Below are 26,933 nucleotides of genomic sequence, written 5' to 3' on the forward strand. Positions count from 1 at the left end.
GCTGCATCAGGTTTTTTAATAACAACGCTTGATGATGCGGTGAAAAGAAACCGGGGATCGGTAGGAATGACACGCCCGGCATGTTATACTTGAATAAATATGATCAAAAAGGAGCCTTTTATGACTGAAAGTTTGGATCTTGTCATTATCACCGGTATGTCCGGTGCCGGTAAAACCGTTGCCATGCAGGCATTCGAAGACCTGGGATATTTTTGCGTAGATAATATGCCTCCAGCTTTGTTGCCGAAGTTTTGGGAATTGGTAAAAGAATCCGGAAAGATCACGAAGGTCGCGCTTGTTGTCGATCTGCGCAGTCGTGCTTTTTACGATCAGATTATCGATATGCTGGCTAATTTGGACAACAATGCCTATGTTCATTCTCGCATCTTATTCTTGGATGCAACTGATGAAGAGCTGGTTTCTCGGTACAAGGAAACCCGTCGCTCTCATCCGTTGGCCATGGAAGGCCGATTGATGGACGGCATTAAAAAAGAACGTGCATTACTCACAGAATTGCGCAATCGCGCGCAGGTTGTGATTGATACCACGACCTTAAGTCCACGTCAGTTACGGGAAAAGATTTTCCTTAACTTTAAGGAAAGCGGTAGTCAACCAGCATTTCATATTGAAGTCATGTCATTCGGGTTTAAATACGGATTACCAATAGACGCTGATATTGTCATGGATGTCCGTTTCCTGCCTAATCCTTTTTACATTAAGGATTATCGGCCCAAGACTGGGCTTGATCCGGAAGTTTACAATTACGTGATGGATAATGAAGATGCCGAAAGTTTCTATAACAAGTTTTATGATCTATTGTCTGAAATCATGCCAAAGTACAAGGCAGAAGGCAAAACCAGCGTAACGATTGCGATTGGCTGCACAGGCGGCCAGCATCGGAGTGTGGCTTTTGCCGAGCGGATTGGTAAGGCGTTTTCAGATGCATATGCCGTTGATATCACGCATCGAGACATTAAGAAGCATAAGGAGACGGTGAATCGCTCATGAGTCGTGAAACTAAATTTATTCGGGTCATCCGCGGTCGGCGTCCAAAGGTGGTTGTCATTGGCGGTGGAACAGGCTTGCCGGTCATTCTGCATAGTTTGCATGAGCAAGATGCAGATGTGACTGCAATTGTGACTGTTGCCGATGACGGCGGTTCATCAGGGACAATCCGCAACTATATCAACGTAGTGCCGCCTGGTGATATTCGCAATGTGCTAGTGGCTTTATCGGAGTTGCCGAGTTTGTATTTGGATATTTTTCAATATCGGTTCAATACAACTGATGCTTTTTTCGCTGGGCATGCGATTGGCAATCTGATTATTGCCGCGCTGTCTGAAATGAAAGGCGGCATTTTCCCAGCGGTTCAGCAACTAAGCGAAATGATGCAAGTTGATGGTCACGTTTATCCGGCCAGCAACACGCCGTTAACCTTAAATGCTGAATTCACCGATGGTACAAAGCTGTCTGGTGAAGCTGAGATTACAGCGGCTGGGAAAAACATCAAGCATATTTCGGTTTCAGAAACAGATCCCGCCAATGGCAAACCAGAGGCGGTCAAAGAAGTTATCGATGCGATTATGGACGCTGATGTTGTTGTTTTAGGCCCAGGCAGTCTTTTCACTAGCATTTTGCCTAACTTGATGATTGAAAATCTGGGGGATGCGGTGAAGAAGACGCAAGCCGAAGTGATTTACATTGTCAATATCATGACCCAAAAAGGCGAAACCCAGCATTTTACCGATGCCGATCATGTCCGGGTTCTGAATGAACAAATGGGCGAGAACTTTGTGGATACGGTTTTGGTTAACATTGAACCAGTCCCCGATAATTATCTGGATCATCAAAAGTACAACGAAATTCTCACGCCGGTTAAGCATAACTATCAAGGCTTGCGAGACATGGGCTGCCGCGTGATTTCCGAAGACTTTTTAAAGTTGCGCGATCATGGGGTCTTTCATGATGGTGATAAAGTCGCCAAGGAGATTTTAAACTTGGCCTTTCAGGTCAGCGGCAAAACCCGGAGGTGAGGGTATGGCAAGTTTCGCCAGTCTGGTGAAAAAAGAACTGACACAGCTCGAGGTACATCCAGAACATGCTAAGGCTGAACTGTCTGCTTTGATTCGTATGAACGGCAGCCTGACACTGATGGCTCATCGTTTTGTGTTAAATATTCAAACCGAAAATCCGGCTATTGCACGTCGGATTTATAGCTTGATTCGCCAAGTCTATCATCACGAAGCTAATCTGGTTGTTCACCGTAAGATGAAGCTCAAGAAGAATTATCAATACATTGTGCGGCTAACAGAAGGCGTCAATGACATCTTGTCGGATCTATCAATTTTAGATCCGGATACCATGGCGATTTCAACAACCGTTCCAGCTTCGGTGTTGAAGGAACCGCAGCGGATGCGTTCTTATTTACGCGGTGCCTTTTTGGCCAGTGGTTCAGTGAATAACCCGGAAACCTCGCGTTATCATCTGGAAATCTATTCTTTATACGATAATCACAATGCTGGTATTTTGAAAATGATGAATCATTTTAATCTGAACGCTCGCACCGTAGAACGGCGAAGCGGCTACATTGTTTACCTCAAGGAAGCAGAAAAGATTGCCGATTTCTTGCAGGTTATTGGGGCCACGAATGCCATGCTGAAGTTTGAAGATGTTCGGATCATGCGGGATATGCGGAATTCAGTGAATCGATTAGTTAACTGTGAAAATGCGAATATGAATAAAACGATTGACGCTGCACAGAAGCAGATTGAGAATATTAACTATTTAAAGAACCATGTTGGGCTAGATAACTTACCGGCCAAATTGCGGGAAATTGCAGTTTTACGTTTAGCACATCCTGACGTCTCGCTTCAAGAGCTTGGAGCGATGATGCCGAGCGGCCAAATTTCAAAGTCTGGGGTCAATCACCGGTTGCGGAAATTGAATCAGATTGCTGAAGGGTATCAACAACCAGAAGACGCTTGAGCACTAATGCGAAGTGGGTTGCGTTCATCATAATCGGGTGTTGACAATCAACAAATCAATCCCTTTGTTTCCTCAAGCTAATCGTGTACAATGTAACCGACATCAAGTTATTTTTTTGCTGAAGATTGACTGTTTTGGACGCATGTCGATGTCTTTTAGCTTGGATGTATCCCTTTGGCGACGACTTGTTTGAAGGAGCCGTGATGATCTTGGCAACCAGAGAGAAGCGCCATCGCTTTTTTGAGATGACCGTCTTGAAGCAATGACGTGAGCCCCGTCGGTGTTGATGGTGGCTAATAATTGATAGATGAACGCATTTTTCACAGTGTGGACGGCTTTTGCGAGCTGTTCGCGCGTTTAAAGGTAAGTTTTAGGAGGAAGCAGCATGGTTAAACCGATTACTTTGAACGAACAGCTTTGTTTTGCGATTTACAAAGCACAAAAACAATACAATCATTTCTATTCACAAGCGCTAGCTCCGTTCAAGTTAACCTATCCGCAGTACATCACGTTATTGTCGCTATATGAACATGGCACAATGTCGGTTAAGCAAGTCGGACAAACACTTGAACTGGATAGCGGTACCTTGACGCCGTTAATGAAACGGCTTGAAAAAGATGGCTGGATCAGTCGCAAGCGTTCCACTGAAGATGAACGGCGAGTGGATGTCAGTTTAACCCAAAAGGCGCTGGATGCCCGTGATCAGATTTTTGAACACGTTGGATCTTGCATGGAGTTGATGAATCTTCCTAAGCCTGAGTATGATCATATCAAGTCAGAAGTCAGTCGGGTTGATGAGCATTTAAGTGCCATTCCCGACGGCGCTTTTCCAGAAGCGTAACGCCCAAAAATAAGGTCAAAGATTTTTACCTAAATCTTTGACCTTATTTGACTTTAGTTGTATACTTAGCACTGTACTTTTAAGAGTGCTAATAACGATTATCAGGAGGTTAGGACATGCTAGTACCTACCGTCGTTGAACAAACTAGTCGTGGCGAACGTGCTTACGACATTTACTCACGTCTATTAAAAGACCGAATCATTATGTTATCCGGTGAAGTCAATGATCAAATGGCCAATTCTGTCATCGCGCAACTGCTTTTCTTGGACGCGCAAGACTCTGAAAAGGATATCTATCTCTACATCAACAGTCCCGGTGGTGTTATCACCAGTGGCTTGGCGATGCTGGATACGATGAACTTCATCAAGTCAGATGTGCAGACGATCGCCATCGGGATGGCTGCCTCAATGGCGTCCGTTTTGCTGGCTGGTGGGACGAAAGGGAAGCGGTTCGCATTGCCGAACTCAACCATCCTGATCCATCAACCTTCAGGCGGTGCCCAAGGTCAGCAGACCGAAATTGAAATCGCTGCTGAAGAAATCTTGAAGACACGTCGCAAGATGAACCAAATTTTGGCTGACGCAACTGGTCAAACGATTGAGCAAATCAAGAAGGACACCGAGCGTGATCATTATATGAGCGCTCAGGAAGCCAAGGATTACGGCTTAATCGATGATATCTTGGTCAACAAAAATACGCAAAAATAAGCTGTAAAAAGAAAAGCGCGTTGCCATATCGTGGCAACGCGTTTTTGTTTCCCCGAAAAGACTTGCAAAGCGAGGGCATATTGAGTAATATAATTAGGTACTTGCGCGGTTAGTGTAATGGATCGCACGTGAGATTCCGGTTCTCGAAATCCGGGTTCGACTCCCGGGCTGCGCAGAAACCCGGTTAAATGGGAAAAGGTAGGACAGCATAACCCCGAGTAATCGGGGTTTTTGTTTTGTTTAAAATTAAAAACATTCAAAACAGGATAGAGGCGTGACATGCATCATGCTAAAACGCCGATAAGTGATAGCCTGAGATCCGAATTGCAGCGACGATCTTCACCGTTCATTGCTCGGGTGCTTGATGAGAGATTCGGCGGCTATTTTTGCAAACGCTAACATTATGACTTGGAAACTGCTCATTATATAACGAACGGGAATAAAACCAACCCTTGTCACTACTGAACTAAGACACAAACTGAATCACTTTTCCCAGCATGAAAATTCCATTAGAAACAACCCGAAACCCGCTTTCAAAAAAACCCGCCAGACGGGATGATGTTTTAGTAAAATCCGAATAATCTTCACACCAAAAAAATAGATGTTCTAAGTTTACCGAATATGTGATTGTTTTTGGACGATTAAGGCCGCAGACTTGCGATAAAGCGGAACCCCTGCTACAATTGGTCTTGTTGGTAAAGGAAAACAGCATTTGTTGGGTTCCTAATTTTTTTCAGCTTGCTGGGTCGGCGAACGACTCGGAGGGACGTGAAATGACCCATTAAAGAAGGACGTGCCTTATGCATACTGAACTTGCGTGGCTCAAAGCGATCGCGCCTGATCTGATGGGCGTTGTCACTAAACGCTATCAGGTCCTTCAATTTATTAACTGGATGGCACCAGTTGGCCGGCGAACGTTGGCCGAACAGATGAAGATCTCAGAACGTGCTTTGCGCACAGAAACGGATTTTCTGCGTAGTCAAGGTTTGTTGGAAAGCTCAAAATCTGGCATGGTGCTAACAGCAAAAGGGTTAGAGACATTTCATGGCCTTGATCATCTTATGAATCAGCTGTTAGGAATTAAGGATGATGAAAAACGACTTGCTGCCCAGCTTCAAATCGATCATTGTTTGGTCGTATCTGGCGATGCCGATCAAAGTGGTCGGGTGCTTGATGAGCTGGGGAAGACGTTGAATTCGACCTTACAATTACTGTTGCCGCCGGGTCGCTTGACGGTTGCTGTGATGGGTGGAACGACAATGGCACATCTTGCAAGGCAGCTGACATTTCAGTTGTCTGCAGGACGTGAATTGACGTTTGTCCCTGCTCGCGGTGGCTTAGGCGAAGCGGTGACGATTCAGGCCAACTCGATTGCTGCTGCGATGGCGGAAGCAACCGACAGCAACTACCGAGCGTTGTATGTACCGGAAAATCTTAGCTCGGAATCCTACGAATCATTGATTAAAGAGCCTTCTGTTAAAGAGGTTTTAGGGCTGATTGATAAGGCTCAGGTCGTGATTCATAGTGTGGGTGACGCTTTAGTCATGGCTCGTCGCCGTGGCATGTCATCTGACACGATCAGCATGTTGAAAGCCAAACATGCCGTTGCCGAAGCATTCGGTGTTTTCTACGATGCGAGCGGCAAGGTCGTTTACAAGATACCGCAGATTGGTTTACAGCTCGCGGATCTTGATCATATACCGTATGTATTCGCTGTTGCTGCTGGCAAAAGTAAGTCCAAAGCAATTGCGGCATATATGCAACACGCACCGAGTCGGACGTGGCTGTTAACAGACGTCGGTGCAACTAATTCGATTTTAACTGGGGCAACCCGTTAGAATAAAACCTTATTTCCTAAAGGAGGAAATTTTAGCATGACTGTTAAGATTGGTATTAATGGTTTTGGCCGTATCGGTCGTTTGGCATTCCGTCGTATTTACGAATTGGGTGCAAAGAGCAATGACATCCAGGTTGTTGCAATTAACGATCTGACCAGCCCAACCATGCTGGCTCACTTGCTGAAGTATGATTCAACCCACGGTACTTTCCCTGGTGAAGTTAGTGCAACCGATAACGGTATCGTCGTTGACGGTAAAGAATACCGTGTCTACGCAGAACCGCAAGCCCAGAATATTCCTTGGGTTAAGAACGATGGCGTTGACTATGTTCTTGAATGCACAGGCTTCTACACCTCTGCTGAAAAGTCACAAGCTCATTTGGACGCAGGCGCAAAGCGTGTTCTGATTTCTGCCCCAGCCGGCAAGATGAAGACCATCGTTTACAACGTCAACGATGACACTCTGAATGCAGACGACAAGATTGTTTCTGCTGGTTCTTGCACAACCAACTGCTTGGCACCAATGGCTTACTTCCTGAACAAGGAATTCGGCATCGAAGTTGGTACCATGACCACCGTTCATGCTTACACCTCAACTCAGATGTTGCTTGACGGCCCAGTTCGCGGTGGCAACCTGCGCGCTGCACGTTCCGCTGCTGCTAACACGATTCCTCACAGCACAGGTGCTGCTAAGGCTATCGGTTTGGTTATCCCAGAATTGAACGGCAAGTTGCAGGGCCACGCACAGCGTGTTTCTGTTGTTGACGGTTCTTTGACCGAATTGGTTTCCATCTTGAAGACCAAGAACGTTACTGCTGACCAAGTTAACGAAGCTATCAAGAAGCACACCGAAAACAACCCTAGCTTTGGCTGGAACGAAGACGAAATCGTATCTTCCGATGTTATCGGTACGACACAAGGTTCAATCTTTGATCCTACACAGACCGAAGTTACAACTGCTGGTGACTATCAATTAGTTAAGACGGTTGCTTGGTACGATAACGAATATGGCTTTACTTGCCAGATGATCCGTACCTTGCTGAAATTTGCTACTCTCTAATCCGGAGTAACGCTTTTCTAGCCGCAACATCCGAAGCGGAGGGAGCTTACTCCCTCCGCTTTTTTTGGAAATAGGCGATCAATTCTCAGGATGTTTTAGCATCCTGCTGAAAACGAGCGCTTATTTCTGGTGTTAAGCGGTCGTTACTTGAAGTTAAGTCATCTTTAGGAAAAATAGGAGGTCATTTCTCTTGGCTAAATTAATTGTTTCAGACTTAGATGTTAAGGACAAAAAAGTCCTGATCCGCGTTGACTTCAACGTGCCGATCAAAGATGGTGTTATCGGTGATGATAACCGGATCGTGGCAGCATTGCCAACCATCCAGTATGTTATTGATCATGGTGGCAAGGCAATCCTCTTGTCACATCTCGGCCGTGTCAAGACCGAAGAAGACAAGGCTAAGCTGACCTTGAAGCCAGTTGCAGAACGTTTGAGTGAATTGCTGAAGAAGCCAGTGACATTTGTCCCGGCAACTCGCGGCAAGGAACTTGAAGATGCTATCAACAAGATGAATGATGGCGACGTTCTTGTTATGGAAAACACCCGGTTTGAAGATCTTGACGGCAAGAAAGAATCCGGCAACGATCCTGAACTTGGCAAGTACTGGGCAAGTCTTGGCGACTTATTCGTTAACGATGCCTTTGGGACTGCACACCGCAGCCATGCTTCAAACGTCGGCATTGCTTCCAACATGAAGCAAACTGCTGCCGGCTTCTTGATGGAAAAGGAAATCAAGTTCTTAGGCGATGCCGTTGACAACCCGAAACACCCATTCATTGCTATCTTGGGTGGTGCAAAGGTTTCCGATAAGATCGGCGTGATCGAAAACTTGGTACCTAAGGCTGATAAGATTCTTATCGGCGGCGGCATGACCTATACTTTCTATGCTGCTAAGGGTATGAGCATCGGTAAGTCTTTGGTTGAAAAAGACAAGATCGAACTTGCCAAGAAGATCATGGATCAGGCTGGCGACAAGCTGCTTTTGCCGGTTGATTCCGTTGTTGCAACTGAATTCTCTAACGATGCCCCACATAAAGTTGTTGACGGCGACATTCCTGATGGCTATATGGCCTTGGATATCGGCCCGAAGACAATCAAAGAATTCAAAGATGCTTTGCAAGGTGCCAAGACCGTTGTTTGGAATGGCCCAATGGGTGTCTTTGAAATGAGCAACTATGCTGAAGGGACCCTTGAAGTCGGCCGTGCCCTTGGCGACTTGAAGGATGCTACTACAATTATCGGCGGCGGCGATTCAACAGCTGCTGCTAAGCAATTGGGTATTGCACCTAAGATTACCCATATTTCCACTGGCGGTGGCGCTAGCCTTGAATATCTTGAAGGCAAGACCTTGCCAGGTATCGCAGCTATTTCTGACAAGTAATTGTCAGGCATGCTGATCTAACAGTCACTACCGGCAGACGGTGTCTGTCGGTACATATGAAAGGAAGATATGCCATGCGTACACCATTCATTGCTGGTAACTGGAAAATGAACAAAAATCCTAAGGAAACGCAAGAATTCTTAGACGGCGTTAAAGGCAAGTTGCCTGATGCAAGCAAGGTTGAGACTGTCATTGGCGCACCTGCCATTGATTTGACCACCTTAGTTGCTGGCGCTGAAGGCACACCTTTGAAGACGGCGGCTGAAAACTGCTACTTTGAAGACGAAGGTGCCTTTACTGGTGAAACCAGCCCGAAAGCTTTGAAAGAAATGAACGTTGATTACGTCATTATCGGTCACAGCGAACGTCGCGGCTATTTCCACGAAACCGATGAAGATATCAATAAGAAGGCTAAGGCCATCTTTAAGAACAATCTTTTGCCAATCATTTGCTGCGGCGAAAGTTTGGCTCAGCGCGAAGCTGGCCAAACCGAAGACTGGGTTGCTTCACAGATTGAAGCTGCTTTGGCCGGTTTAAGTGCTGACCAAGTCAAAGTTTCAGTCTTAGCCTATGAACCAATCTGGGCTATCGGGACAGGTAAGACGGCAACTGCCGATCAGGCACAAGAAGTTGTCGCACATATTCGTGCAACGGTTGAGAAGTTGTATAATAAAGATACGGCAGATGCTGTTCGTATTCTTTACGGCGGCTCTGTTAAACCAGCGAACGTCAAGGAATTAATGGCTAAGCCTGATATCGATGGCGGTTTAGTCGGTGGCGCTTCGATGGATCCTGAAAGTTTCATCGCCTTGGCTAACTACCAAGATTAATCTGGGTTCTACTATTAAACAGCCTTCTGGCAAAAAGGAGAAGAATTTATGTCTATCATTACTGATGTATTGGCACGCGAAGTCTTAGACTCCCGTGGCAACCCTACTGTTGAAGTTGAATTGTACACTGAAGACGGCGGCTTTGGCCGTGCGTTGGTACCATCAGGTGCTTCAACCGGTGAACACGAAGCCGTTGAACTTCGTGATGGTGACAAGGATCGTTTTGGCGGCAAGGGTGTTTTGAAGGCCGTTGGTCATGTGAACAACGAAATCGCTAAGGCGGTTATTGGCCTTGACGTGACTGAACAACGCCTGATTGACCAAACCATGATTGACCTTGACGGTACCCCGAACAAGGGCAAGTTTGGCGCCAATGCTATCTTGGGTGTTTCCTTGGCTGCAGCCCGTGCTGCTGCTGATGAAGTTGGCCTGCCATTGTATCAATATCTTGGCGGCCCGAATGCCCACGTTCTGCCAACGCCAATGATGAACGTCCTCAATGGTGGTGCACACTCAACCAACACCGTTGACTTCCAGGAATTCATGATCATGCCTGTTGGCGCTAAGAGCGTTCGTGAAGCTGTTCGGATGGGTTCAGAAACCTTCCATGCTTTACAGGCACTGTTGAAGAGTAAAGGCGACATCACCGCTGTTGGTGATGAAGGCGGCTTTGCCCCGAACTTGAAGGATAACGAAGAAGCCTTCGAACTTCTTGTTGAAGCAATCAAGAAGGCTGGCTACAAGCCAGGCGACGACATTGCTTTGGCCTTTGACGTTGCTGCTTCAGAAATGTACGATGCCGAGAGCAAGACATACACAACCAAGTGGTCTAACCCTGACAAGAAGTACACCACTGAAGAATGGACCGACATGATTGATGGTTACATTAACAAGTACCCAATCGTTTCTGTTGAAGATCCTATCGACGAAAACGACTGGGAAGGCTGGCAGACATTCACCAAGAAGATGGGCGACAAAGTCCAAATCGTTGGTGATGATCTGTTTGTTACCAACACCGACTACCTGAAGAAGGGTATCGATATGGGTGTTGCTAACTCCATCCTGATCAAGCTGAACCAGATCGGTACATTGACCGAAACCTTCGAAGCCATCGAAATGGCTAAAGAAGCTGGTTACACAGCTGTTGTTTCACATCGTTCCGGTGAAACTGAAGATACAACGATTGCTGACTTGGTTGTTGCAACCAACGCTGGCCAGATCAAGACTGGTTCAATGAGCCGGACAGATCGTATCGCTAAGTACAACCAGTTAATGCGGATCGAAGATCAACTGGGTGCACAATCCTTGTACAAGGGCCGCAAGTCCTTCTACAATGTGAAAGCAATCGACTAATTTGCTTAATTAGTTGGCAGCTTGGAAAGCACGTTTCCGTTAAGGAGCGTGCTTTTTTTGTGGAGCGTGAGCTGGCGCGGTTAGAAACCAGAGTGTGTAAGTTCAAGGTCCTTACATGCAGGTTTCCGCGCCAGCGAGCGCGTTTAATTGTGCGCGAACAGGAGCGCTTAGAAGCCGGAACATAAGTGGCTTCGACCAAATGGCGTGGTTTTAGCGAGGTCTCTTGGGTTGAAAGAATCAGGATTTTTTAATCGGTGAGACTGAATCGCGGTTGTCGGGTGCACCTTTCTGTATACTAGGGATAAGCACAAATGAAAGGACAGTTTTCTATGCAAACGACGCCACCTCATTGGCAACGAAACATTGCTATCTTTTTGCTTGGTCAATTTCTTTCTGGCATTACCAGTATGACGGTTCAGTATGCGATCATTTGGTACTTAACTGCCAAAACTGGTTCTGCAACGATTCTCAGCATTGCTACTTTATTAGGTATGTTGCCGACGATTCTGCTGAGTCCTTTTGTCGGGCCTTATATTGATCGCTTGAACAAGAAAATGTTGTTGATTGTACCGGATATTGTCGCCGCTATGGTGGCACTTATTTTGAGTGCCGTTGGCGAGTTTGGTGGTTTTTTTCCTGTTTGGCTGATCTTTGTGTCGTTGCTGGTGCGGGCGTTGGCACAAACATTCCAGATGCCGACGATTCAGGCTATTTTGCCAACCATGGTCCCTGGTGATCAGTTGACGCGCGTGAACGGTCAACTCGGTGTGGTGAATTCGGCGAACATGATTATTGCGCCGGCACTCGGAGCTGTCCTTTTTGGCCTGATGCCGATGCCGCTTTTGATTTTGTTAGATGTTTTAGGTGCGATTCTAGGTGTCAGCTTGCTGTTGTTCGTTAGTATTCCAGAAAATCGCTTGGTCGGGACAACCGTCCATGTTGCGCAGGATGCCAAGGTCGGGTGGCAATTGTTGCGAGGCAATCGTGGCCTGTGGTATATGACTTTAATTGGCATGTTGACGACGTTTGCCTTCATGCCAGCCGCTAGTATGTATCCTTTAATGACCATGCGTTATTTTCATGGCACTGTCGGCCAAGCTGGATTGATTGAAGTTGTTTATTTTGCTGGGTCGCTACTTGGTGGATTGCTCATTAGCGTCTTTGGCCATTTTCGTGATCGTATTCATCCGATTGTCTGGGGGATGGTGGTCATTGGCGTGACGTTTGGATTAAGTGGTGTTTTGCCACGAACTGAAAATGGCTTTTTATGGTTTCTTATCTTGAATGGCGTTGCTGGCTTAGCTTGGCCGTTTTTCAACACGCCTTTGATCGCGATGTATCAGCAAAGTTATGCTCCTGAGACGCTCGGGCGGGTTATGGGGATTTTGAATGCACTAATGAGTTTGCCAGGGCCGGTCGGCTTGATTTTTGCTGGTCCCATCGCCGATCGCTTTGGTGTCGCAACTTTATTTGTAGTTGCAGGGATCGGCGTGTTACTGGCCGCTGGCGTTATGTTCGGCTTGAAGATCACCCGCGAATATGACCGTCAGTTGCAAGCAGACGGGTCATCAGATTTGACTAAAAGGGGATAGATCGTTTGAAAAAATTTTTCACCGTGTTTGCTTGGCTAGAAGTTGTTTTAGGATTGACGATGTTATGGATGACGTGGGATGTCGGCTTGCGAGCATCTGGCCAGATTTTTGGCGCCTTAGTTGTTTTAATCGGGATTGTGCTTTTATACGGGTTGATCATTTATGCGTTGATTGGCTGGTTCATGGATCCTACGCACCGTTACTGGTATGTGCTGACACTGGTGCTAACTTTGCTGTACAACGTGTTAGCCTGGACCTTTCCCAGCGTCATGATCCAAACATGGGCCACATATCCATTTCCGCTTATCACTTTGTTAATCGGTGCAATGTTGGTTTGGGTGGCTCGGCAAGAAAAACAATAATTGGTTTTGCTGACTCGGGTGACTGAGTCGTTTTTGATTCCCAGCCAGAGGTATATACTGAGATCATGTTGTACTGGAGGGGAATTACTTGGCACGACCTGTAAAAGAAAAATTTGACGTTACTCGCCTGCGATTTGTGCTACTCGGACTACTCGTTGGTTTAATGAGCGGCACTGTTGTCAGCGCGTTTCGCTATTGTATTGAGGTAGGGCTGCGCTATAGTCGGCTGGTATATGGGCACTTGCGAATAGCACCGTTTGTCTGGTGGCAATGGGCGTTGTTGATCGGTGTCAATCTTGGTTTGGCGTTGATCGTGGCGTGGCTTCTCAAGAAAGAGCCCTATATTTCTGGCTCTGGGATTCCGCAAGTTGAAGGCCAATTGGCTGGTGAATTGGAAATGCACTGGTGGTCGATCCTCTGGCGAAAATTTGTCGGCGGTGTTCTGGCGCTGGGGCCTGGGTTGTTTCTCGGACGGGAAGGACCGTCGATTCAGTTAGGCGCTTCAGTCGGGCAAGGTTTAGCTGCTGGGTTCAAGCTATCAGGAACTGATCGGCGATTGTTAATTGCATCCGGTTCTGCTGCTGGCTTGGCGGCGGCATTTAATGCACCCATTGCTGGGACCTTGTTCGTCTTAGAAGAGGTTTATCATAATTTCTCACCGCTTGTTTGGTTAACGGCATTGGCTGGGGCAATTGGATCGGATTTTGTTTCACTGAATGTTTTCGGACTTGTTCCGGTGCTGCATTTAAGCTATTCGCGTAGTTTACCTGTATCGAGTTATTGGCATTTAATTTTGCTAGGCATTCTTTTGGGCTTGTTTGGGTACTTATACCAGCGAATCTTGTTGGTGATGCCGCGGTGGTATCGCAACTTGACACATTTACCGCGGCCATTACAAGGCATTGTACCGTTTCTGCTGGTGATTCTGGTTGGCTATTTTGCACCAAACTTACTTGGTGGTGGCAATGGTTTGATTGTCGGTTTTGGCCAGTATGTGCCATCTTTGCTTGTATTGATCGCAATTTTTGTTGTACGTTTCGTTTTTTCAATGATTTCATATGGTTCTGGATTACCAGGTGGCATTTTTCTGCCGATTCTTTCTTTGGGTGCCGTGATTGGTGCCATTTATGGCGTCTTCATGAATCAACTCGGCTTATTGCCGCACGTCTATATCATGAACTTAATCATTTTTTCAATGGCCGGTTACTTTGCTGGCATTGGGAAAGCACCGTTTACTGCGATTCTATTGGTAACGGAGATGGTTGGTAATTTGACGCATTTGATGCCGTTAGCGGTCCTATCATTAACTGCTTATCTCGTGGTTGATTTGCTTGGCGGTGCGCCGATCTACGAAGCGTTACTCGAGCAAATGACAATGCCGAAAACAGTTCAGCAGCTTCATCGACCCGACCGACTGGAAATACCGGTTTTCTTCGGCAGTCCCTTGAATGGCAAAATGGTCCGCGATATGCCATGGCCTAAAGAAGCATTACTAATCGGAATCCGGCGTGGCGAACAGGAAGTGATTCCACATGGTGATTCCTTGATCCGTGAAGGTGATACGTTGGTGCTGTTAACGGATGCGACCCAACGTGCTCGGGTCAAGCGGCGGATTGATGCGCTATCGGCGGCGTTGGGGAAAACGCACCAAAACTCATGAGCAAGTTATCTGTCAGGACGTTGACGTGCTACTATTGTGAGTTATTTTACTTGCTGTGAGACGGTTCAAGTAGCTAAAAAGGTGGATTTCAGCAAAGATGCCTCTTTTAGGTAGAATGCGTTCGCCTTTATGTTGCTTTTATGCTAAACTACTAGGGTGAGATTTTTCGCAAGGGAGGCAACAACTTGCAAAGTTTATTGACCACATTTCTTGTGATCGATTCGATTTTGATCGTGATCGCAACATTAATGCAACCAAGCAAACAACAAGATGCGTTAAGCGCATTGTCCGGTGGGGCAACAGATCTTTTCGGGAAGACGAAATCCCGCGGCTTCGAAGCTTTCATGGAGAAAGTCACCGTTGTACTAGGTGTTATTTTCTTCGGCCTCGCAATCGCGCTGGTATATCTGGAAGCCCATTAACGAAAGTCTCCTGGTACTCAGGAGACTTTTTTTGCAGAGCGTTCATTGGCCCGGTTTCTGGGCCAGGAAACGCGTTTCGACAGCAACTGCGGTGGAATAGCTAACCATATGACAAGGCTGACTTTATCCGCCAATAGACAAGACCTACAACCGTTTTTTCACCGCAATATCGAGCCTTTTCACCAAGAGATTGAAGTTCCACTTGTCCACCCAGCCACTTGCCACAAAGGATGAAACCCATCATGATCTTTCGTGAACCGCAACCATTCGAATACGAGGGCACTGATACCGGTGTTGTTTTGCTGCATGCCTATACTGGCAGCCCAAACGACATGAACTTCATGGGGCGGGCCTTGCAGCGGGCTGGGTATGGCGTGTATGCGCCGTTGTTCACGGGACATGGTACCATTGAGCCAATGGATATTCTGACTAAGGGCAACCCAGATATTTGGTGGGCAGAGGCCAGCGCGGCTGTTTCGCATATGACAGCAAAGTATGACCGTGTTTTTGTTTTTGGATTATCACTCGGCGGTATTTTCGCCATGAAAGCTTTGGAAATATTACCCGGTGTCACAGCTGGCGGCGTTTTTTCATCGCCGATCTTACCGGGTAAGCACCATCTCGTGCCAGGGTTTCTGAAATACGCACAATATATGAATCGTTTGGCAGGTGTACCAGACGAAAGTACTCAGATTTTGGCTTACTTACCAGGCCAGCTGGCGGCGATTGACAATTTCGCCACTGGGGTTGCCGCCGATCTGTATTTAGTTAATAAGCCGATCTTTATCGGCCAGGCCGGTGCTGATGAATTAGTTGATGGGCAGCTGGCTTATCAGCTACGGGATGCACTCATCAATGCACCGCAAGTAGATTTTCATTGGTATGACAATGCCAAGCATGTGATCACCGTGAATTCGGCGCATCACGCACTACAACAAGACGTTATCGCATTTATGCAACAAGAAAACGAGGGATAGCATGACCACAGTTGGCCATATTCGTAATGAACTTTTAGCAACATTTCGTAAAAATCCGAAGATTGATTATTCGGTCCAGACGCTGAGCCGTGCCTTGAAATTAAACGAAGGCACTGATTTTAAAACGCTGGTTCAAGCCTTAACTGGTATGGAAAATGACAATTTAATCCATCCCATTAGTGAAGGCCGTTATGCTTGGGGCGGCACGCCTAAAGTGTTGACAGGTATTTTCCATGGCAATGAAAAAGGGTTTGGTTTCGTTGCGATTGAAGATCAGGACAATGATGTTTATGTGCCGTCAACGAGCACTGATTTTGCTTTGGACGGTGATACCGTTGAAGTCCGTATCGTCCGTGAAGCACGCCCAAACGATACGCGTGGACCAGAAGGCGAAATCACTAAGGTTGTTGAACGCAGCCTAACGACACTTGTAGGCGAATTCAAACCATTTTCCGACAAAGATCGGGCCAAGTCTGGTTTTATTGGTATGGTTGTCAGCCACGAGAAGAAACTGAAGAATTTTCCGGTTTATGTCAAAGACACTGGTACCATGCCGCAATTAGGCGACATGACGGTTACCGAGATTACGGAATTTCCTAATGAACACCATCCGAAGCTGATGTATGGCATGGTGGTTGAAACATTGGGAAATAAGAATGATCCCGGTGTGGATATTATGTCATTAGTGATGCAAAACCATATCAAGACTGAGTTTCCTGATGAGGTAATGACTCAAACTAATGATATCCCGGATCATGTCACCCCAGAAGAACGGGTGAACCGTAAAGATATCACCGATCAAGCCGTTGTGACGATTGACGGCGACGACAGTAAAGACTTCGATGATGCCGTTGTCGTTTGGAAATTGCCAAACGGAAACTTCCATCTTGGTGTGCATATTGCAGACGTGTCGCACTATGTTACAGAAGGCTCAGCGTTGGACAAAGAAGCGTTTGATCGCGGGACTAGTACGTATCTGGTCGACCGTGTCATTCCGATGCTGCCATTCCGGCTGTCTAATGGCATTTGTTCGTTGAATCCTGGCGTTGATCGCTTGGCGATGTCTTGTGATATGGAAATTGATCAAGATGGTCACGTGGTTAATCACGAGATTTATCAAAGCATCATCAAGAGCCATGCGCGGATGACTTATAACAACGTCAACAAGATTGTGACCGACCATGACCCAGAAGTAATGGCCGAGTATCAGGAACTTGTGCCGATGTTTGAAGACATGGTTCAACTGCATCAAATTCTTTACAAGATGCGGCATGCTCGAGGTGCCATTGACTTCGAAGAAAACGAAGCCAAGATCATTGTTGATGATATGGGTCACCCAACAGACATTGTTCTGCGTGAGCGTGGTGTGTCAGAACGAATGATTGAATCCTTCATGCTGGCCGCTAACGAAACCGTCGCTGAACATTACAACAAGCAACATTTACCATTCTTATACCGGGTTCACGAAACACCAGATGCCGACCGTATTAAAGAATTCATGGAATTCATTGCTAGTTTTGGTATCACCGTGCCGATGAAAAAAGGCAAAGAAATCACCCCAAAGCAACTTCAGGATGTTGTGACAGATGTCACCGGCACGCCTGAAGAAGCAATGGTGAGCGTTAAAATGCTGCGGAGTTTAAAACAGGCTCGGTATTCACCAGATCCACTTGGACATTTTGGCTTGGCAGCAAAGTATTACTGCCACTTTACCAGTCCAATTCGGCGTTATCCTGACTTGGTCGCTCATCGCTTGATTCGTGATTATGCGGTTGAAGGCACTGGCGACGATATCAAGGCAAGTTGGAATAAGAAATTACCAGATATTGCAGCTCAGGCATCCATGGCGGAACGGCGGAGCATTGACGCTGAGCGTGCAGTTGACGATCTTAAGAAAGCTGAATTTATGGCTGATAAGGTCGGCGAAGAATTTGATGCTGTTGTTAGCGGCGTGACGAGCTTTGGGATGTTTGTGGCTTTGCCGAACACCGTAGAAGGGCTTGTTCATATCACGCGGATGACCGATGATTATTATTCATTCATCGATAGTCAGATGGCTTTAGTTGGCGAACGCACCAAGCGCACGTACCGAATTGGCCAGTCTTTGCGAGTTAAACTTGATAATGTTGATATTGATCAGCGACAGGTAGATTTTTCATTGATTCCTGATGAAAATACGCCAACAAGTGATCTGGGCAAGTTCGTCAAAAAAGAAGACCGGCGTGAACGTCGGCCAAATGGCAACAAGCCTGGTTTTGGCAATAATAACCATGGTGGGCCAAATCGTAATCAACACAACAATCGACCACGCAAACCAGCTGGTGCGCCACATCAAGGCAAGCACTATAATGCCAAGCGCGGCACTAAATAACGCTGGCAACTTTTGAAAGGGGGATGGTTCAATGGCGAAGAAACATCGACAAAAACCTGACAACCTGCTCGCCCAGAATAAAAAGGCTGGTCATGATTACAACATTCTTGATACCTACGAAGCCGGTATTGCGCTGACAGGTACCGAAATCAAATCCGTGCGTGATGGCAAACTTAATTTACGTGACGGTTTTGCCCGAATTCGGAATAATGAGGCGTGGTTAGAAAACGTCCACATTAGTCCGTATAAAGAGGGCAATTTATTCAACGTTGACCCAATGCGTAATCGCAAGCTGCTCTTGCACAAACGAGAAATTCGCAAGTTAGGTCAAATGACAGCGCGCCAAGGTGTCACGCTTGTGCCGTTGCGGATGTATCTAAAACACGGCTATGCCAAGGTTCTGATTGGTGTGGCTGAAGGAAAGCATAACTACGACAAACGTGAAACCTTAAAGCGCAAGGATCAGGAACGCGAGGTTCAGCGCGCTTTGAAGGCACGGTATTAAACGCGCAGTGGCATTAAGCTAATGCTGATCTGAGCATCAAAAATCGATCTTCTAGCTTGTCCATCAGCAATATCATGATGTCGCTGATGTGCAGGTTAGGTGACGTTATGCCAACTGAGTTTTATCAGTAAAGAGCACCGGGAGAAACCTGGTGCTCTTTTTGTTTTGCTATCATTTATTTCTAAACAAGCTAAAGTGTTGATGTTATATAAATAATTACACTATTGATTGATTAATAATTTCTTTTTCATTGTTTTGCTTATTTATTTATATAAAATGGTGATTTTTCCTTCTAAGGTTTTACTTAAGTAAGAACTAATATAAAATAGGGCAAGGAGACTGTCGTTGGTCAATGCCTTTGTCGACGAACTTCAGTTGAGGAGGGAGGATAGCATTTGTGGTCACACTGTCTGATGTCGCGAAAGAAGCCAATGTTTCAAAAATGACCGTGTCCCGTGTCATCAATCATCCTGAGCAAGTGACGCCTGAGTTAAAACAACTCGTCGAACAAGCAATGACGATTTTGCATTATCGACCTAACTCTGCAGCGAAGGCTTTGGCCAATAATCGGACTAACGTTATCAAGTTTTTGATTCTTGAAGATGTGGATACGACCGAACCTTATTACATGACGTTGCTATTCGGCATTGCCCGAGGACTTGATCGTCAGCAGTATGCTTTGCAATTAGTGACAGATCGCGAGCATCTTGATTTGGATCACGCCGATGGGTACATTATTACGGGTGCGCGGTCGACTGATTGTCAATGGATTGATCAGTTAGCGAAACCGGTTGTTTTATTTGGGGAAAATCGTCATGGTTATGATTTTATTGATACGGACAATAAATTAGGCGAACAACAAGCAACCGAATATGCGCTGGCCAAGAATTATCAATCGATTATTTTTCTTGGTATTGATGTGAGAGAACCGTTTGAATATTCGCGTGAAGCAGGGTATATCAATACTTTGCAGAGACATCAAAAAGTACCGCAGATTCATCGAATGGGTAATCATAGTCACGAATCGCAACATTTTATCAGTGAAAATTGGCGAAAGTTCGCGCGAAATACTGTTTTCATCTGTGCAAGTGATCGCCTCGCGTTAGGAGCGGTCAGAGCGATTCAACAAAATGGTGGGCAAATTCCAACCGACTTTGGCGTCATCGGATTTGATGGCGTTTTTCTGGATCAAGTCTCAAATCCAAAATTAACCACCGTGAAACAACCGGTGGTGCAACTTGGTGAACTATTAGCACGGATGCTCTTGCAAAAAATCGCCCAGTCAGGTGCACAACAAGGTGAACTACTGGTGCCGCCAAAGTTAGTGCTTCGCGGGACGATACGCACTTAGGTGATTATAGAATTCCGATCTGGCAAAATGAGTTTGTCTACTGATAGGTCGGGGTAACATTCACAGTTATCAAACAGGCCAACAATTTTCCGCTGGGAAATTGTTGGCTTTTCTTCACTTCATTTTGATAACGGTAACAAACGCAGTTAACTTGTATCATGCGTGCGCTTTCACTATGCTAGTTGGAAAAGGGGGGCGGGTCACATGAACACTTGGTATGATCAGGCGATTATTTATCAAATTTATCCGAAGTCATTTCAGGACAGTGATGGCGATGGTATTGGGGATCTTAACGGCATTCGGCAACGCATACCGTATCTGCAGGACTTAGGCATCAACGCCGTTTGGCTGAATCCTGTGTTTGTATCACCGCAAGTCGATAATGGGTATGATGTCGCCAACTATTACGCGATTGATGAGCGAATGGGAACGATGGCCGATATGCAGGCTTTGATTCATGAACTTCATGAAGCGGGTATCCGTATCATCTTGGATTTTGTTTTGAACCACACATCGGATCAGCACCCGTGGTTTCAAGATGCAAGCCGGAATGTAAAAAGTATTTATCGTGATTATTATATTTTTTCTGGACATCATCATAAAAGACCAAATAATTGGGGAAGCTTCTTCGGCGGCTCGGTTTGGTCGCCTGATCCAGCCGGTACCGGTCAATCCTATTTCCATTTATTTGATCAGCACATGCCGGATTTGAATTGGGCCAATGCCGAGGTTCGGCGTGCAATGGGGGATGTTGCTGAATTTTGGCTAAACAAGGGAATTGATGGGTTGCGGCTTGACGCGTTTATTCATATTGCCAAAGTTGATCTGGCGCAAAACTATCCAACGTCGGAAAGCCAACAAGAGCCTGTGATTGCAGAACCGTTTTTTGCTAATCTGCCCAATGTTCAGCGGTGGTTGCGGCCCTTCTGTGCTCAGATCAAGGCAGATTTTCCAAATACCTTTATACTTGGGGAAGCGGCAAGTGCAAATGTCAATCTTGCTGTTGACTACACGAGCCAGCATAACAAATTGATGGATAGTGTGATTACTTTCCGATATTTTACCGAAAATACAACGCAACTTGACACCAGCATCCCAGCGCAGTATCAGCCGAAACCTTTGGATTTTGCAAAGTTTAAACAGACACAGGTTGTTTGGCAGCAAACACTTGCTGGTGTGTCGTTGCCGACGCTTTATTGGGGCAATCATGATATGGCTCGTCTGGCTACGCGCATTGCCCATTCAGCGATTCAGGCGAGAAGTCTGGCAGTGCTGATGTATTTACAACGCGGTATTCCAATCATCTATTACGGTGAAGAGCTAGGGCTTGAAAATCTCACGTTGCCTGATGCGAAAGCTTTTTCCGATCCAAGCGTCCCGCGTTTCATTGCAGCAGCTGTGGATGCAGGGTATACCCAGGAGGCGGCGTTAGCGATGGTCAATGCGACCCATAAGTTGCCAGCGAGAGGGCCGATGACGTGGGATGCGACAACCAATAGTGGCTTTACGAGCGGCACGCCTTGGTTGGTTGGCAAGCGCAGCAGCCGCACGCATGTTGCCGAACAACAACATGATCCGCACAGCAGCCTTGCATTTTACAAGCAATTGATTGCTTTAAAGAAACGGTCAGTCTTTCAAACAGGCAGTTTTCGACTGTTGAGCACGGGGCCAGACAGCTATGTGTATTTTCGCCAGACAGACAAGGCGATTGCCGTTGTGGCAGTTGCTTTGAGTGATAAAACAGTCAACCTTAGATTGCCAGCCGGTGACTATCAAGCGGTGCTAATCGTCGGTGACGCGACACTGAGCGAAGAAACACTGACACTATCAGCCGATTCAGCAGCAGTATTCATTCAGGAAAAGGAGCGTGCTAAGCCATGAATTTAGCAGCTATGTCTCATCGACCAGAAAGTGAAGATTGTTTCTTATATACCAATAAAAAGCTACGTTTGCGGTTCCATACGGCACAAAACGATGTCGCCAAGGTGGTTGTTTTGTATGGTGATCCTTACTGGCAAGAGCTTGATCAGCATCAACAATATCGGTTGAGTTATCAGCGCAAACCGATGAGTCAGCTAGGGACAGGTCAAGTTGCTGATCATTGGGGAGTGACCTTGGAGGCGCCTTATCAACGTCTGCAGTACCTGTTTGAAGTGACCGGACAGGACGGTAGCAAATGGTTATTTGGTGATCGGGGATTGCGAAAAGACACAGAGTCCGCGCGAATTGATACCGGCAATTATTTTCGTGTGCCGTATTTTCACGAGATTGATCGGGTGAAAACGCCTGATTGGGTGAAAGAAACCGTTTGGTACCAAATTTTCCCGGAAAGATTTGCCAACGGTGATAGCACAAATGATCCTGTTGGCACGAAACCTTGGCGACCGTCTGATCATCCTGGACGTGATGATTACTATGGTGGTGATTTACAGGGGGTCTTGGATCACTTAGATGATTTGCAAGCATTGGGTGTCAATGGTCTGTACTTTTGTCCTATCTTTACCGCGAGTTCAAACCATAAATATGACACCATTGATTATTTAACGATTGATCCGGATTTCGGTGATAAGACACTGTTTGCCAAGTTGGTTAATGAAGCCCATAAACGCGGGATGCGCGTCATGCTGGATGCCGTGTTTAACCACATGGGCTTTGCTAGCATGCAGTGGCAGGATGTCTTAGCAAATGGCAAAAAATCACGCTTTGCTTCGTGGTTCCACATTCATGATTATCCATTGACGCCATTTCATAATCCCCTGAAAGGCGAGGGAGCGCCACAATACGATACATTTGCGTTTGAGTCGCGAATGCCAAAGTTAGATACGGCCAATCCAGCGGTTCAGGATTATCTACTGCAAGTGGCAACTTACTGGATTCAAGCATTTGATATTGATGCCTGGCGTTTAGATGTGGCGAACGAAGTTGATCATCATTTTTGGAAAAGATTTTACAGCGCTGTCACCGCCATTAAACCGGATTTTTATATTTTGGGCGAGGTTTGGCATAGCAGTCAACCTTGGTTAAATGGCGATGAATTTTCCGGTGTTATGAATTATGCCTTCACGCAGCAAATAGAGGACCACTTTTTGACCGGTAAGCAGACAGCTGCGGGGATGACCGCTTTGTTAACGGACCAATTGATGCTTTACCGCGATCAGACGAATCAAGTGATGTTAAATATGTTAGATTCGCACGATACACCTCGGTTGTTAACGGTAGCAGGTGATGACATTGAGCTAGCGTTGCAAGCATTGACCTTTGCTTTTCTTCAGACAGGTACGCCATGTCTTTATTATGGAACTGAGATGGGCATGGATGGGGAAAATGATCCTGATGATCGAAAACCAATGGATTGGACAAAATTAGGTCAGCCAATTTGGCAACGGGTGGCGAAGCTCATCGGCTTTCGGCGTGAACATGCGGCTACCCTTGGGCGTGGTACGACCAAATTAGAAGTGACACCTTCTGGATTAATTAAGGTTGTGCGCCACGGCCGTGAAACGCTGACGGCATATTTCAATACCACAGCGTCATCGGTTCCTTTGACGGCGGCACCTGTTTTGCATCAAGGGTTTGCTCAAAATGAGTTAGCTCCAAAAGGATTTGTTGTAGCAGTAAACTAATTATGATAGCGGTAACATTCATTTTGCGATTGTACAGCGCTTTCATTCATTTATAATAAAGCGTGTCCTTTAAGTGGTTGTTGCCATGACTATCGTAAAGAAAATGGTCACAGGGGAGAAGTGGAGAAGATGAAAAGAACATTTGCAGTCGATCCGTGGATGATTGCAACCCATCAGTTTCATCCAGAGGACAAGCGGCTTCAAGAAAGTTTGACGGCAATTGGTAACGGCTACATGGGCATGCGCGGGAATTTTGAGGAACAGTACTCGGGGGATCAGCTTTCGGGAACTTATCTCGGTGGTGTTTGGTTTCCGGATAAAACCCGCGTTGGTTGGTGGAAAAATGGCTATCCTGCGTACTTTGGCAAAGCAATCAATGCACCCAGCTTTTTGCCAATTCGCATCAAAGTGAATGAACAACCGGTTGATTTGGCCAAAAACAGTTTTCGGGATTTCTATTTGGCACTTGATTTACATCAGGGATTGTTAACTCGGCAGTTTATCTATGAAGGGGATCAGGTTGAGGTTCGGTTTGAGTTTCAACGATTTTTGAGCAATGTGGTGAAGGAAGCAGCCTTGATTAACGTGAAAGCAACTGTGCTTAGCGGTAAGGCAACGATCACATTTGATGCTGGACTTGAAGGTCGTGTCGCTAATGAAGATAGCAACTATGATGAGCGGTTTTGGGAACCGCAAGCTGAGGATCCCACTCAAAAAACCATTCAATTGCAAACCAAGCCAAATCCTTACGATGTACCGCAATTCACCGTTCTATTGAAGCAACAGTTGCGTGTCAATCGTCAACCGGTCACAGGCGTTGTCACGACTGGCAACGGCTGGCTAAACGAACAAATTGTGGTTGATGTGGCAGCTGGCGAAACTTATCAACTGGAAAAGGATGTCATTGTGGTTACTAGCCGCGATGTTGCGCCTTCTGATCAGCAGCAAACAGCCGCAGCTTTGATGACCACATTGCAAACACACAGTTTTTACGAACAACTGGCTGCTCATACGCAGCTTTGGGCGCAACGCTGGGAGCAAAGTGATGTGGTCATTGAAGGCGATCCGGCCGCACAACAAGGCATTCGGTTTAATATTGCGCAATTGTTTATGACGTACTATGGCGAAGATAAGCGCCTTAACATTGGGCCTAAAGGTTATACAGGTGAAAAATACGGCGGTGCCACTTACTGGGATACTGAAGCTTATATTGTACCAATGTATCTGGCAGTGACGCCCCCAGATGTGACGCGAGCACTTCTTCAATATCGCCACGATCAATTACCTGGTGCGTATCATAATGCACAGCAGCAAGGACTGGCCGGTGCTTTGTTTCCAATGGTGACCTTTAATGGCATCGAGTGTCACAACGAGTGGGAGATCACATTTGAAGAAATCCATCGTAATGGTGCAGTTGCGTTCGCGATTTATCAATACACGGCTTATACCGGCGATGAAAGTTATGTCAACCGTGATGGTATTGAGGTCTTGGTGGGGATTGCCCGTTTCTGGGCTGACCGGGTGCATTTTAGCAAACGTACCAATCAGTATATGATTCACGGGGTAACCGGTCCTAATGAATATGAAAACAATGTTAACAACAACTGGTATACCAACACCATGGCATCGTGGACGTTAAGTTACACGTTAGCGCGCCTGCCCAAGGCGAATGCCGACGTGGTCGCTAAACTTGCGGTGACTGCAGAAGAAAAAGCTAAGTGGCAAGATATTATTGATTGGATGTACTATCCCGTTGACGATGAATTAGGGATCTTTGTTCAACACGATACCTTTCTTGATAAAGATTTGCGACCCGCCAGTTCGATTCCTGCTGACCAGCGGCCAATTAACCAACATTGGTCATGGGACCGGATCTTAAGGTCGCCTTTTATCAAACAGGCTGACGTCTTGCAGGGCATTTATTTTCTCAATGACCGCTTCACCCAAGCACAAAAAGAACGCAATTTTGATTTCTATGAGCCGATGACGGTTCACGAGAGTTCATTAAGTGCGTCCATCCATGCCATCCTAGCAGCTGAATTAGGGAAAACGGAAAAGGCCGTGGCGTTATATGCGCGAACTGCGCGTCTAGATCTGGACAATTATAATAACGACACTGATGACGGGCTTCACATTACGTCCATGAGCGGCAGTTGGTTATCAATCGTCCAAGGCTTTGCGGGGATGCGCTATGATCACGACCGGTTACGATTCAAGCCATTTTTGCCAAAAGAATGGCACCGCTTCAGCTTTAAAATCAATTATCGTGGCCGTTTGCTGGCAGTGGACGTGAGTGAGGAGGTCAACGTGATCTTGTTAGCCGGCCCGTCAATTGATATTGAAGTGAATGGTGAGCTGCAGCACTTGGAAAAGGGGGATGACCATGCTTAAAGGCTTCATTTTTGATCTTGACGGGGTGGTCACCGATTCAGCTAAGTATCATTTAGCCGCCTGGGGGGAGTTGGCAAAACAATTAGGGATTACCCTGCCAGCTACGTCAAATGAGGCTTTACGTGGCCGTTCCCGAATGGACTCGTTAGCGATCATCCTCGGTTACGGTGATCAACAGAAGCAATATACCGAAGTTGAGAAAGAAAACTTAGCAGATGAAAAAAATCGACGTTATCTTCAATTGATTGCCAATATGACGCCAGCCGATATTCTGCCGGGTATCAGTCAACTTTTATCGGACGCCAAGGCAAGGCATTTAAAATTGGCAATCGCATCTGCTTCAAAAAATGCACCGACTATTTTGCGTCAATTGAAATTATTTAATCAATTTGATGCGATTGTTGATCCAGCTAGTCTGCATCGCGGGAAGCCAGATCCTGAAATTTTCATCAAAGCGCAGAACTTGTTGCAATTGCAAGCAGATGAAGTGGTGAGTTTTGAAGATGCATCTGCTGGTATTGCAGCAATTAATGCTGCTGGTCAGTTTTCGGTGGGTATCGGCGATGCCAAGGCGCTCGCAGCTGCTGATTATTTCGTGGCAAACACAGACTTATTGCGACTCAAATCAATCACGACAGCCTTCACAAAATGGCAAAACGCGTTGAATAAGAAAGGAGATGGATGA

Annotated in this window: 22 protein-coding genes and 1 tRNA gene; all 23 read left to right on the plus strand. The window is 46.2% G+C overall.

Going from position 1 to position 26,933, the window contains the following annotated elements; genetic code table 11:
- Positions 1-120 precede the first annotated feature (120 nt).
- The 23 genes from rapZ (at position 121) to pgmB (ending at position 26,933) form a co-directional block, all read left to right on the plus strand.
- Complete coding sequence (gene rapZ / locus ACWPAB_RS01830) at positions 121-1,008, plus strand: RNase adapter RapZ (RefSeq protein WP_003564248.1); 888 nt, start codon at positions 121-123, stop codon at positions 1,006-1,008.
- Entirely contained in the window at positions 1,005-2,033 is a 1,029-nt protein-coding gene (locus tag ACWPAB_RS01835) for a gluconeogenesis factor YvcK family protein (RefSeq protein ID WP_003564250.1), read from the plus strand. The genes rapZ and ACWPAB_RS01835 overlap by 4 nt, the downstream gene beginning before the upstream one ends.
- 4 nt (positions 2,034-2,037) lie before the next feature.
- Positions 2,038-2,985 (plus strand): DNA-binding protein WhiA, encoded by a 948-nt coding sequence (gene whiA / locus ACWPAB_RS01840; protein ID WP_003564251.1) that lies wholly within the window; start codon positions 2,038-2,040, stop codon positions 2,983-2,985.
- A gap of 385 nt (positions 2,986-3,370) precedes the next feature.
- Positions 3,371-3,826 (plus strand): MarR family winged helix-turn-helix transcriptional regulator, encoded by a 456-nt coding sequence (locus ACWPAB_RS01845; RefSeq protein ID WP_003569571.1) that lies wholly within the window; start codon positions 3,371-3,373, stop codon positions 3,824-3,826.
- 116 nt (positions 3,827-3,942) lie between these two features.
- On the plus strand, positions 3,943-4,533 hold the full coding sequence (clpP, locus tag ACWPAB_RS01850; protein WP_003564255.1) for an ATP-dependent Clp endopeptidase proteolytic subunit ClpP: 591 nt from the start codon (positions 3,943-3,945) through the stop codon (positions 4,531-4,533).
- 103 nt (positions 4,534-4,636) lie between these two features.
- Positions 4,637-4,708, plus strand: a tRNA-Arg gene (locus ACWPAB_RS01855).
- A gap of 625 nt (positions 4,709-5,333) precedes the next feature.
- Positions 5,334-6,371 (plus strand): sugar-binding transcriptional regulator, encoded by a 1,038-nt coding sequence (locus tag ACWPAB_RS01860; protein WP_003564263.1) that lies wholly within the window; start codon positions 5,334-5,336, stop codon positions 6,369-6,371.
- 36 nt (positions 6,372-6,407) lie between these two features.
- Positions 6,408-7,430 (plus strand): type I glyceraldehyde-3-phosphate dehydrogenase, encoded by a 1,023-nt coding sequence (gene gap / locus ACWPAB_RS01865; RefSeq protein WP_003564265.1) that lies wholly within the window; start codon positions 6,408-6,410, stop codon positions 7,428-7,430.
- Between the two features lie 190 nt (positions 7,431-7,620).
- A complete protein-coding gene (locus tag ACWPAB_RS01870; protein ID WP_003564267.1) occupies positions 7,621-8,811 on the plus strand; it encodes a phosphoglycerate kinase in 1,191 nt (396 codons plus the stop codon).
- Positions 8,812-8,885: 74 nt separating this feature from the next.
- Entirely contained in the window at positions 8,886-9,641 is a 756-nt protein-coding gene (gene tpiA / locus ACWPAB_RS01875) for a triose-phosphate isomerase (protein ID WP_003564269.1), read from the plus strand.
- Positions 9,642-9,689: 48 nt separating this feature from the next.
- Positions 9,690-10,994 (plus strand): phosphopyruvate hydratase, encoded by a 1,305-nt coding sequence (gene eno / locus ACWPAB_RS01880; protein WP_003564271.1) that lies wholly within the window; start codon positions 9,690-9,692, stop codon positions 10,992-10,994.
- A 329-nt stretch (positions 10,995-11,323) separates the two neighbouring features.
- Positions 11,324-12,586, plus strand: a complete 1,263-nt coding sequence (locus ACWPAB_RS01885; protein WP_016363161.1) for an MFS transporter — start codon at positions 11,324-11,326, stop codon at positions 12,584-12,586.
- A gap of 5 nt (positions 12,587-12,591) precedes the next feature.
- Positions 12,592-12,948, plus strand: coding sequence for a hypothetical protein (locus ACWPAB_RS01890; protein WP_003569575.1), 357 nt, complete (start codon positions 12,592-12,594; stop codon positions 12,946-12,948).
- A gap of 88 nt (positions 12,949-13,036) precedes the next feature.
- Positions 13,037-14,608, plus strand: coding sequence for a ClC family H(+)/Cl(-) exchange transporter (locus ACWPAB_RS01895; RefSeq protein WP_003564276.1), 1,572 nt, complete (start codon positions 13,037-13,039; stop codon positions 14,606-14,608).
- Between the two features lie 185 nt (positions 14,609-14,793).
- Positions 14,794-15,030: a preprotein translocase subunit SecG gene (secG, locus tag ACWPAB_RS01900; RefSeq protein WP_003564279.1), complete on the plus strand. Its 237-nt coding sequence runs from the start codon at positions 14,794-14,796 to the stop codon at positions 15,028-15,030.
- 242 nt (positions 15,031-15,272) lie between these two features.
- Positions 15,273-16,007 (plus strand): alpha/beta hydrolase, encoded by a 735-nt coding sequence (locus tag ACWPAB_RS01905; protein WP_003569577.1) that lies wholly within the window; start codon positions 15,273-15,275, stop codon positions 16,005-16,007.
- Position 16,008: 1 nt separating this feature from the next.
- Positions 16,009-18,378, plus strand: coding sequence for a ribonuclease R (rnr, locus tag ACWPAB_RS01910; protein WP_003564282.1), 2,370 nt, complete (start codon positions 16,009-16,011; stop codon positions 18,376-18,378).
- Between the two features lie 31 nt (positions 18,379-18,409).
- Positions 18,410-18,883: an SsrA-binding protein SmpB gene (gene smpB / locus ACWPAB_RS01915; RefSeq protein WP_003564285.1), complete on the plus strand. Its 474-nt coding sequence runs from the start codon at positions 18,410-18,412 to the stop codon at positions 18,881-18,883.
- A 397-nt stretch (positions 18,884-19,280) separates the two neighbouring features.
- On the plus strand, positions 19,281-20,234 hold the full coding sequence (locus ACWPAB_RS01920) for a LacI family DNA-binding transcriptional regulator (RefSeq protein WP_003569579.1): 954 nt from the start codon (positions 19,281-19,283) through the stop codon (positions 20,232-20,234).
- 204 nt (positions 20,235-20,438) lie between these two features.
- Positions 20,439-22,115, plus strand: a complete 1,677-nt coding sequence (locus ACWPAB_RS01925; RefSeq protein WP_003590296.1) for an alpha-glucosidase — start codon at positions 20,439-20,441, stop codon at positions 22,113-22,115.
- Complete coding sequence (locus ACWPAB_RS01930) at positions 22,112-23,857, plus strand: glycoside hydrolase family 13 protein (protein WP_003569585.1); 1,746 nt, start codon at positions 22,112-22,114, stop codon at positions 23,855-23,857. The genes ACWPAB_RS01925 and ACWPAB_RS01930 overlap by 4 nt, the downstream gene beginning before the upstream one ends.
- Positions 23,858-23,986: 129 nt before the next feature.
- Positions 23,987-26,248 (plus strand): glycoside hydrolase family 65 protein, encoded by a 2,262-nt coding sequence (locus ACWPAB_RS01935; RefSeq protein WP_016381729.1) that lies wholly within the window; start codon positions 23,987-23,989, stop codon positions 26,246-26,248.
- Positions 26,241-26,933 (plus strand): beta-phosphoglucomutase, encoded by a 693-nt coding sequence (gene pgmB, locus ACWPAB_RS01940; RefSeq protein WP_003569588.1) that lies wholly within the window; start codon positions 26,241-26,243, stop codon positions 26,931-26,933. Before ACWPAB_RS01935 ends, pgmB begins: the two co-directional genes overlap by 8 nt.

This window comes from Lacticaseibacillus sp. 30 (assembly GCF_053819265.1).